Here is a 6,921-nt window from a genome sequence, read left to right on the forward strand (position 1 = left end):
GCCGGGCTCGGTGCCGGCGGCCGATCGGCCGCCGGCACCGAGCCCGGCGCCGCAACCTCCGGGTCAGCGGGTCGGCTATTGCGTCGTCGGCCTCGGGCGTTTGAGCCTCGACGAGATCCTGCCGGCCTTCGGGGCTACCAAGCGCTCGCGGCTGGCCGCGGTGATGTCGGGCACCCCCGACAAGGCCAAGCTCGTGGCACGACAATACGGGCTGCCCGAGGATGCCGCCTACGGCTACGATGAGTGGGACCGGCTGAAGGCCAATGCCTCAATCCAGGCGGTCTACATCGTGACGCCCAACAGCGTGCACCGCGACAACGTCCTGGCCGCGGCGGCGGCCGGAAAGCAGGTGCTTTGCGAGAAGCCGATGGCGGTCGCGTCGCAGGAATGCCGCGACATGATCGCGGCCTGCAACCAAGCCAACGTCAAGCTGATGATCGCCTATCGCTGCCAGTACGAGCCCCATAACCGCGCGGTGATCAAGCTCGCCCGCTCAGGCGAGTTCGGCCGTCCCCGGATGATCCAGGCCTTCAACGGCCAGACCAGTGGGCTACCCGAGCAGTGGCGGCTCAAGAAGGCGCTCGCGGGCGGCGGCTCGCTGCCGGATATCGGGCTCTACTGCCTCAACACCACCCGGGCCGTCCTCGGTGAGGAGCCCGACCTGATCCAGGCCCAGATCCACTCCCCGCCCGACGACCCGAAGTTCCGCGAGGTCGAGGAGACGGTGACCTTCACGATGCGTTTCCCGTCCGGGGTGATCGCGCAATGCACGTCGAGCTACGGCGTGTACGAGGCCCGCAGCCTGATGCTGCACACCGGCGGCGCCACGGTCGATCTGCAGAACGCCTTCGCGTACGAGGGCCAGCGCCTGTTCGTGTCCCACCGCGACGGCAAGAACGGCGCCCGCGACGAGAAGGTCCTGAGCCCCAAGAACCAGTTCGCCCTCGAGATGGACCACTTCTCCCGATGCATCCAGGAGAACCTGCGGCCCCGCACCCCCGGCGAGGAGGGGTTGCAGGACCAGGTGCTGATGGAGGCGATCTACGAGGCCGCGCGCACCGGTGCGCCGGTGAAGGTCGGGCCCCCCGCGGGGGCCGCCTCCGGCCTCGACGTGACCCGCGGGCCGGAGCCGGAGGAGCCGAGCTGAGCGCGTTCAGAACGGCAGCAGGATATCCACGATCTGCTGGCCGTAACGGGGCTGCTGCACGTCGGTGATCTGGCCGCGGCCGCCATAGGCGATGCGGGCCTGGGCGATCTTGGTCGAGTCGATGGTGTTGTCGGACTCGATGTCCTCCGGCCGGACCACGCCGGCCACCACCATCTCGCGGACCTCGAAGTTGACGCGGATTTCCTGCTTGCCCTCGACCACCAGGTTGCCGTTGGGCAGCACCTGCGTGACCACCGCGGCGACGTTGGTGGTCACGGTCTCGGCCCGCTGGACCGAGCCGGCGCCGTCGTTGGCCGTGGCCGAGGTGGCGGCGAGCAGCGCGGTGCTGCCGACGCCGAAGGACTTGCCGACGGCGTTGTTCTCCAGCCCCAGGGCGTTCGGCAGGCCGAAGCTCTCGGTGTTGGCCCGGGACCGCTTGGTCTCGTTGTTGATGTTGGCCTTGTCGGTGACGTTGACCTTCACGGTCAGCAGGTCGCCGAGCCGGGCCGCGCGCTGATCCTTGAAGAACGCCCGGGAGCCGGTGCGCCAGAGCGAGTTCGGCGCGTAGGAGACCGGCTGCACGTCGGGCATCGGCATCCGGACCGGCTTGTAGCCCGGCTGGGTGGTCGGATCCTCGATCGCCGACAGCGCCGGGGTGGCGCCGACCTGGGACAGCCGGTCGGCTGTGTTGCAGGCCCCAAGGCCGGCAAACAGCACGGCGACGAGCGGGGTCAGGGCAAGGCGGCTGGTCATCGGGAAACTCGTTGACGCATCGGATGGGCGATCAGCGCAGGGACGCCGTCGCCTGGACTTGCGGGGCCGCGGCGGCCTGCTGAGCCGTGGGGACGGGGCCGACCGAGACCCGGCCGGGGCCGATCACGGTGGCCTGGAGGACCTTCTTCGAGGCCACGTTCACGACGTTGACGACCGCGCCCATCCGACCGGCCTCGTTGGCGAGCCCCCGCATCGACAGGCTGACGCTGGCGGTCTCGTACACGATGGTCACGCTCTCGCCCCGGGCGACCAGCTCCGGCAGGGCGGTGTCGGAGACCCGCAGTACCGTGCCGGCCGGCAACGCGTGCTGGGCGACCTCACCCAGGACCGTCGCGGCGCCGGCCTGCGCGTCGGCCGCGACCATCTCGCGGGGGCGGCGCTCGACGACGAGGTCGCCGTCTCGCACCGGATCGCCCCGGTTGAGCGATCGGGTCAGCACCGCCACCTCGCGCAGTTCGACCACCACGCCCGAGACCCGGAGCGAAGCCTGCCGCTCACCGAGGCTGACGAGCCCCGTGACCCGGCGGGAGCGCGGATCGTAGGTCAGGTCGAGGGCCGTGGCCTGTCCGGCGAGGTCGACCGGCGCCAGCAGGGTCGGGCCGTCGCCGTCAAAGCGGACGGCCACGCTGTGTGGATCGAGGCCGTAGCCCGTCTCCAGGGCGCGCTTGAGCGCGGCCGGCGCACCCTCGACGAGGTCGGACAGGGCGAGCACGTCGCCACGGGCGGTCACGTCGCCGCGCAGGCGCGGCTGCGCCTTCTGAGACTCGCTCTGCGGCGGTACGGTCTGGGCCATCGCCGGGATCGCCAGGGCGCCGATCGCCGCGAAGGTCAGGAAGGCGAGCGCCGCGCGCATCAGAACCGCGGCGCCGGGGAGCGCCACCCGCGGGCGGGCCCGGCGGACGATCGGGCTGAGGTCGCTCTCGTCCGTCGCCGTGCTGACGAGGGGCAGGTCGGCAAGATCGATCTGGGAGCCGGCATACATGATCGGAGACCTGAAGTGAGGGCAGGACGCGCGGTCAGCTGCGGAACATCTGCGAGGTGGTGGAGAGCATCTGGTCGGCGGCGGTCACGACCTTCGAGTTCATCTCGTAGGCGCGCTGCGCGGCGATCAGCGACGAGATCTCGGTGACGGCGTTCACGTTCGCCTCTTCCAAATAACTCTGCTGAAGGTTACCGAACCCTTCCGCTCCCGGCAGGCCGCTGATCGCCGGCCCCGAGGCCGCCGTCTCGATGAACAGGTTGTCGCCGATCGATTCGAGGCCGACCTTGTTGACGAAGCGCGAGAGCTGGAACTGGCCCAGCGCCTGCGGCGCGGTCTGCCCGGGCAGCGTCGCCTGGACGGCGCCGGTGGCGCTGATCGTCACCGCGGTCGCCGTCTGCGGCACGGTGATCGCCGGATCGAGCAGGTAGCCGTCGCGGGTGACGAGCTGGCCGGTGGCCGACAGGTCGAACGAGCCGTCTCGGGAATAGGCGGTGCGGCCATCCGGCAGCGTCACCCGGAAGAAGCCCTCGCCGCGGACCGCGACGTCGTAATCCTTTTCGGTCGAGCTCAGCGTGCCCTGCGACATCACGCGGGCGGTTGAGGTCGTCTTCACGCCCGAGCCGAGGGCGAGGCCGGCGGGGAGCTGGGTGTTCTGCTCCGAGGTCGAGGAGCCGGCCCGGCGCAGGTTCTGGTAGAGCAGATCCTGGAAGTGCACCTGCTGGCGCTTGTAGCCGGTGGTCCGCAGGTTCGCGATGTTGTTCGAGATGACCTGGACGTTCAGTTCCTGGGCCGCCATGCCGGTGGCGGCTGAGTAGAGGGCGCGCATCGGTCGAGCCCCCCTTACGCGACGTCGGCGAGGCGGCGGATCGCCGTGCCCCGCAGGTCGTCGAGCCGGCTGATCATGCTCGACACCATGGCGTAGGAGCGGTTCACGTCCATCAGCCGGGTCATCTCGATCACCGGGCGCACGTTCGAACGCTCCAGCGCGCCGGATTCCAGGCGACCGTCGAGCCCGGCCGCGCGCGCCGGCTCGGGCGACGCGTAGAGGTTGCCGCCCTCGTTGGTGAGCCGCTGCGGGTTGGCGAAGGTGACGAGCTTGATTTTGCCGCGGATGCCGAGGTTGGTCGACACGGTGCCGTCGAGGCCGATCGTCAGCCCGGTCTCCTGCTGGTTGATGGTGATCGGCCCGCCGTCGCCGACGACCTTGTAGCCGTCGCTGGTCACCAGCGCGCCGGTCGGGTCGATCTCGAAGGCGCCGTTGCGGGTGTAGCGCTCGCCCTGCGGCGACTGCACCGCGATGAAGGCCGAGCCCTTCACGGCGACGTTGAGCGGGTTGCCGGTCTGCTCGATCGGCCCCTGCCCCAGGTCCAGGGTCGTGCCCTGGTCGATGACGTAGGAAAGGCGCCTATCGGGGCGGACGAACGAATCCGCGCTCGCCACCGGCATCAGGTATTCCTGGAACCGCGTGCTCCGGCCCTTGAAGCCGGTGGTCGAGACGTTCGCCATGTTGTTGGAGATGACGTCCAGCTCGCGCTGAAGCGCCACTTGGCTCGACACGCCGACGAAGAGGGCATTCTGCATCGTGGACTCTGACACTCGCGTGCCGCGGTGGCGGCAACGATCCATTCAGCATCCGCTGTGCCAACGTCCGAAAAGACAAATTTGCTTGCAAGTGGAGCGATTTGCGCGAGGCGTCGGTAACCACCCGGATAGGTCGGGGCTGCGCCGCGGCAATCCTGGCCCGGCAGGATTTGCCCGCTTAACGACGCGTTAACCGTAATGCTCCGATATCCGGTCATACCCGGCACGCGGATATCCGCGAGAGAGTATTATTTCCCATGGCCAAGACGCCCAAAAAGGCCGCCGAAGAGGGCGAAGCCGGTGCCGACGCCGCGCCGAAGGGCAAGAAGAAGCTCATCATGATCGGGGCGGCCGCGTTGCTGGTCGTCGTCGTCGGCGGCGGTGCCTTCATGATGATGGGTCATGGCGGCGGCGGTGAGGACAAGGAGGCTGCCGCGGGCGGCGGGCATGGTGGTGGTCACGGCGGCGGGCATGGTGACGCCGCCAAGGGCGTCGGCCCGGACGGCAAGAAGCCGATCGTGTTCGTCGAGATGCGCGAGATGCTGCTGAACCTCAGCCCCGACGCGCCGCAGGATAAGGCCAAGTACGCAAAGCTGCGGCTCGCCCTGGAACTCAAGGATGCCGGGGTCGAGGACGAGGTGAAGCCCCTGATGCCGCGCATCGAGGACACCCTGCAGGTCTACATGCGCGAGCTGCGCGCGAGTGATCTCACCGGGTCGGTCGGGCTCTACCGGCTGCGCGAGGAGTTGCTGCGGCGCGTGAACGTCGCCGTCTATCCCGCCAAGGTCGAGGCGGTGCTGTTCAAGGACGTGATCGTCCAGTGACCCAGCCGAAGACCCCGTCGGTCGCCACCAACCAGGCCTTGAGCGGACGCGCCTGATGGAACCCGAGGACGAACTTCCCGAAGACGATTGGTCGGCCGCCCTTCTGGAGCAGGGTGCCGAGGGCGGCGACACGTCGCTCGCCGAGGAATGGGGCGCGGCGCTCGCCGAGCAGGGCACCACGCGCAACGCCGGAGACGTCGCCGCCGAATGGGCGACGATGATCGAGGACGGGGAGAGCGACAACCTCCCCGAACTCGCCGGCAACGACCGGGTGCTGAACCAGGACGAGATCGACGGCGTCCTCGGCTTCTCCATGCGCGAGCTCTCGGCCTCAGGGGCCGGGGGCGTTCAGGCCATCGTCGATTCGGGCGTCGTCCAGTACGAACGCCTGCCGATGCTGGAGATCGTCTTCGACCGGATGATCCGGTTGCTGTCGACATCGCTGCGCAATCTGTTCCAGGACAACGTCGAGGTGACGCTGGACAACATCACCTCGGTGCGCTTCGGCGACTATCTCAACGCGATCCCGCTCCCGACCCTGCTGGGCGTGTTCCGCGCCGAGCAATGGGAGAATTCCGGCCTCGTTACGGTCGATTCGAACCTCGCCTACGCGACCTTCGACCTGCTGCTCGGGGGCAAGCGCGGCGGCTCGTCGAGCCGTCTCGACGGACGGCCGTTCACGTCGATCGAGATGACGCTGGTGCGCCGCCTCGTGGAGATCGTGCTCGGCGACCTGGAGATGTCGTTTCAGCCGCTTTCGCCGGTGACCTTCGGCATCGACCGGATCGAGACCAACCCCCGCTTCGCCACCATCACCCGCCCCGGCAACGCCGCGATCCTGATCAGCCTGCGCCTCGACGTCGACGGGCGTGGCGGCATGCTGCAGATCCTGTTCCCCTACGCGACCATCGAGCCGATCCGGGAACTGCTGACCCAGAGCTTTATGGGCGAGAAGCTCGGCCGAGACCATGTTTGGGAGGGCCACCTCGCCACAGAGATCTGGCAGGCCGACGTCACGATGGAGGCGGTCCTCCATGAGATGATGCTGCCGCTCAAGCAGGTGATGCGCCTCAAGGTCGGCGACACCCTGATGTTCGACGCCAAGCCCTCCGACCTGATCGCGGTGCGGTGCGGCGACTGGGCCCTGACACAGGGGCGGATCGGCCAGGTCGACGGCAACATCGCTGTGCAGGTCACCCGACCCCTGCGCCGCTCGCGCACGACCATCCAGGCCTACGAGGCCTCGATGAACAGCCACACAGACGTCTAGCGTGCGATAGGTCCGGATCATGAGTCTCTTCGTCACGCTCGCCGCCGACATCCTGGTCGCCGTCCTCCTCGCGGCCACGATCGTCACCTGCCTGCGCCTGTCGCGCCGGATCAGCCAGCTCAAAGGTGACGAGGCGGCCTTGCGCCAGACCATCGGCGACCTGATGGTCGCCACCGGCACCGCCGAGCGCGCCATCGCGGGGCTGCGCTCGGCGATCGACGACGGCGACCGCACCCTGACCACACGGATCGAGGCCGCCACGGCCCGCTCCGCCGAACTGGCGGCGCAGGTGGAGGCCGGGGAGACCGTCGTGATGCGCATCGGCGCGATCGTCGCGCAGATG

At 68.9% G+C, this 6,921-nt stretch carries 8 protein-coding genes; 4 read left to right on the forward strand and 4 right to left on the reverse strand.

What is annotated here, in order from left to right; all coding sequences use genetic code 11:
* The coding region (locus tag FV228_RS16625) for a Gfo/Idh/MocA family oxidoreductase (protein ID WP_147855643.1) at window positions 1-1,147 on the forward strand (1,147 nt) is incomplete at its 5' end.
* A 6-nt stretch (window positions 1,148-1,153) separates the two neighbouring features.
* Here the strand turns inward: FV228_RS16625 and flgH are convergent.
* From flgH to flgF, 4 genes are read right to left on the reverse strand one after another with little or no spacing between them, the layout of a single operon-like run.
* Window positions 1,154-1,900, reverse strand: coding sequence for a flagellar basal body L-ring protein FlgH (flgH, locus tag FV228_RS16630; protein ID WP_147855644.1), 747 nt, complete (start codon window positions 1,898-1,900; stop codon window positions 1,154-1,156).
* Between the two features lie 31 nt (window positions 1,901-1,931).
* The gene (flgA, locus tag FV228_RS16635) at window positions 1,932-2,903 is read right to left on the reverse strand and encodes a flagellar basal body P-ring formation chaperone FlgA (RefSeq protein WP_147855645.1); all 972 of its coding nucleotides are present in this window, start codon (window positions 2,901-2,903) and stop codon (window positions 1,932-1,934) included.
* 34 nt (window positions 2,904-2,937) lie between these two features.
* On the reverse strand, window positions 2,938-3,729 hold the full coding sequence (gene flgG / locus FV228_RS16640; protein ID WP_007564701.1) for a flagellar basal-body rod protein FlgG: 792 nt from the start codon (window positions 3,727-3,729) through the stop codon (window positions 2,938-2,940).
* 14 nt (window positions 3,730-3,743) lie between these two features.
* Complete coding sequence (gene flgF, locus FV228_RS16645; protein WP_147855646.1) at window positions 3,744-4,484, reverse strand: flagellar basal-body rod protein FlgF; 741 nt, start codon at window positions 4,482-4,484, stop codon at window positions 3,744-3,746.
* A 257-nt stretch (window positions 4,485-4,741) separates the two neighbouring features.
* Here flgF and fliL point away from each other — a divergent pair, with 257 nt between their 5' ends.
* The 3 genes from fliL to FV228_RS16660 all read left to right on the forward strand — a co-directional run.
* A complete protein-coding gene (fliL, locus tag FV228_RS16650; RefSeq protein ID WP_147855647.1) occupies window positions 4,742-5,308 on the forward strand; it encodes a flagellar basal body-associated protein FliL in 567 nt (188 codons plus the stop codon).
* Window positions 5,309-5,360: 52 nt separating this feature from the next.
* On the forward strand, window positions 5,361-6,578 hold the full coding sequence (gene fliM, locus FV228_RS16655; protein ID WP_147855648.1) for a flagellar motor switch protein FliM: 1,218 nt from the start codon (window positions 5,361-5,363) through the stop codon (window positions 6,576-6,578).
* A 19-nt stretch (window positions 6,579-6,597) separates the two neighbouring features.
* Window positions 6,598-6,921 (forward strand): DUF6468 domain-containing protein (locus tag FV228_RS16660; protein WP_246693929.1); only part of this gene is annotated, 324 nt, incomplete at its 3' end.

This window comes from Methylobacterium sp. WL18, assembly GCF_008040015.1.
Taxonomy (GTDB): domain Bacteria; phylum Pseudomonadota; class Alphaproteobacteria; order Rhizobiales; family Beijerinckiaceae; genus Methylobacterium; species Methylobacterium mesophilicum.

Bases quoted from the DNA above. Each gene is read 5' to 3' on its own strand.
- flgH (WP_147855644.1), bottom strand. From the start codon at position 1,900: ATGACCAGCCGCCTTGCCCTGACCCCGCTCGTCGCCGTGCTGTTTGCC.
- flgA (WP_147855645.1), bottom strand. From the start codon at position 2,903: ATGTATGCCGGCTCCCAGATCGATCTTGCCGACCTGCCCCTCGTCAGC.
- flgG (WP_007564701.1), bottom strand. From the start codon at position 3,729: ATGCGCGCCCTCTACTCAGCCGCCACCGGCATGGCGGCCCAGGAACTG.
- flgF (WP_147855646.1), bottom strand. From the start codon at position 4,484: ATGCAGAATGCCCTCTTCGTCGGCGTGTCGAGCCAAGTGGCGCTTCAG.
- fliL (WP_147855647.1), top strand. From the start codon at position 4,742: ATGGCCAAGACGCCCAAAAAGGCCGCCGAAGAGGGCGAAGCCGGTGCC.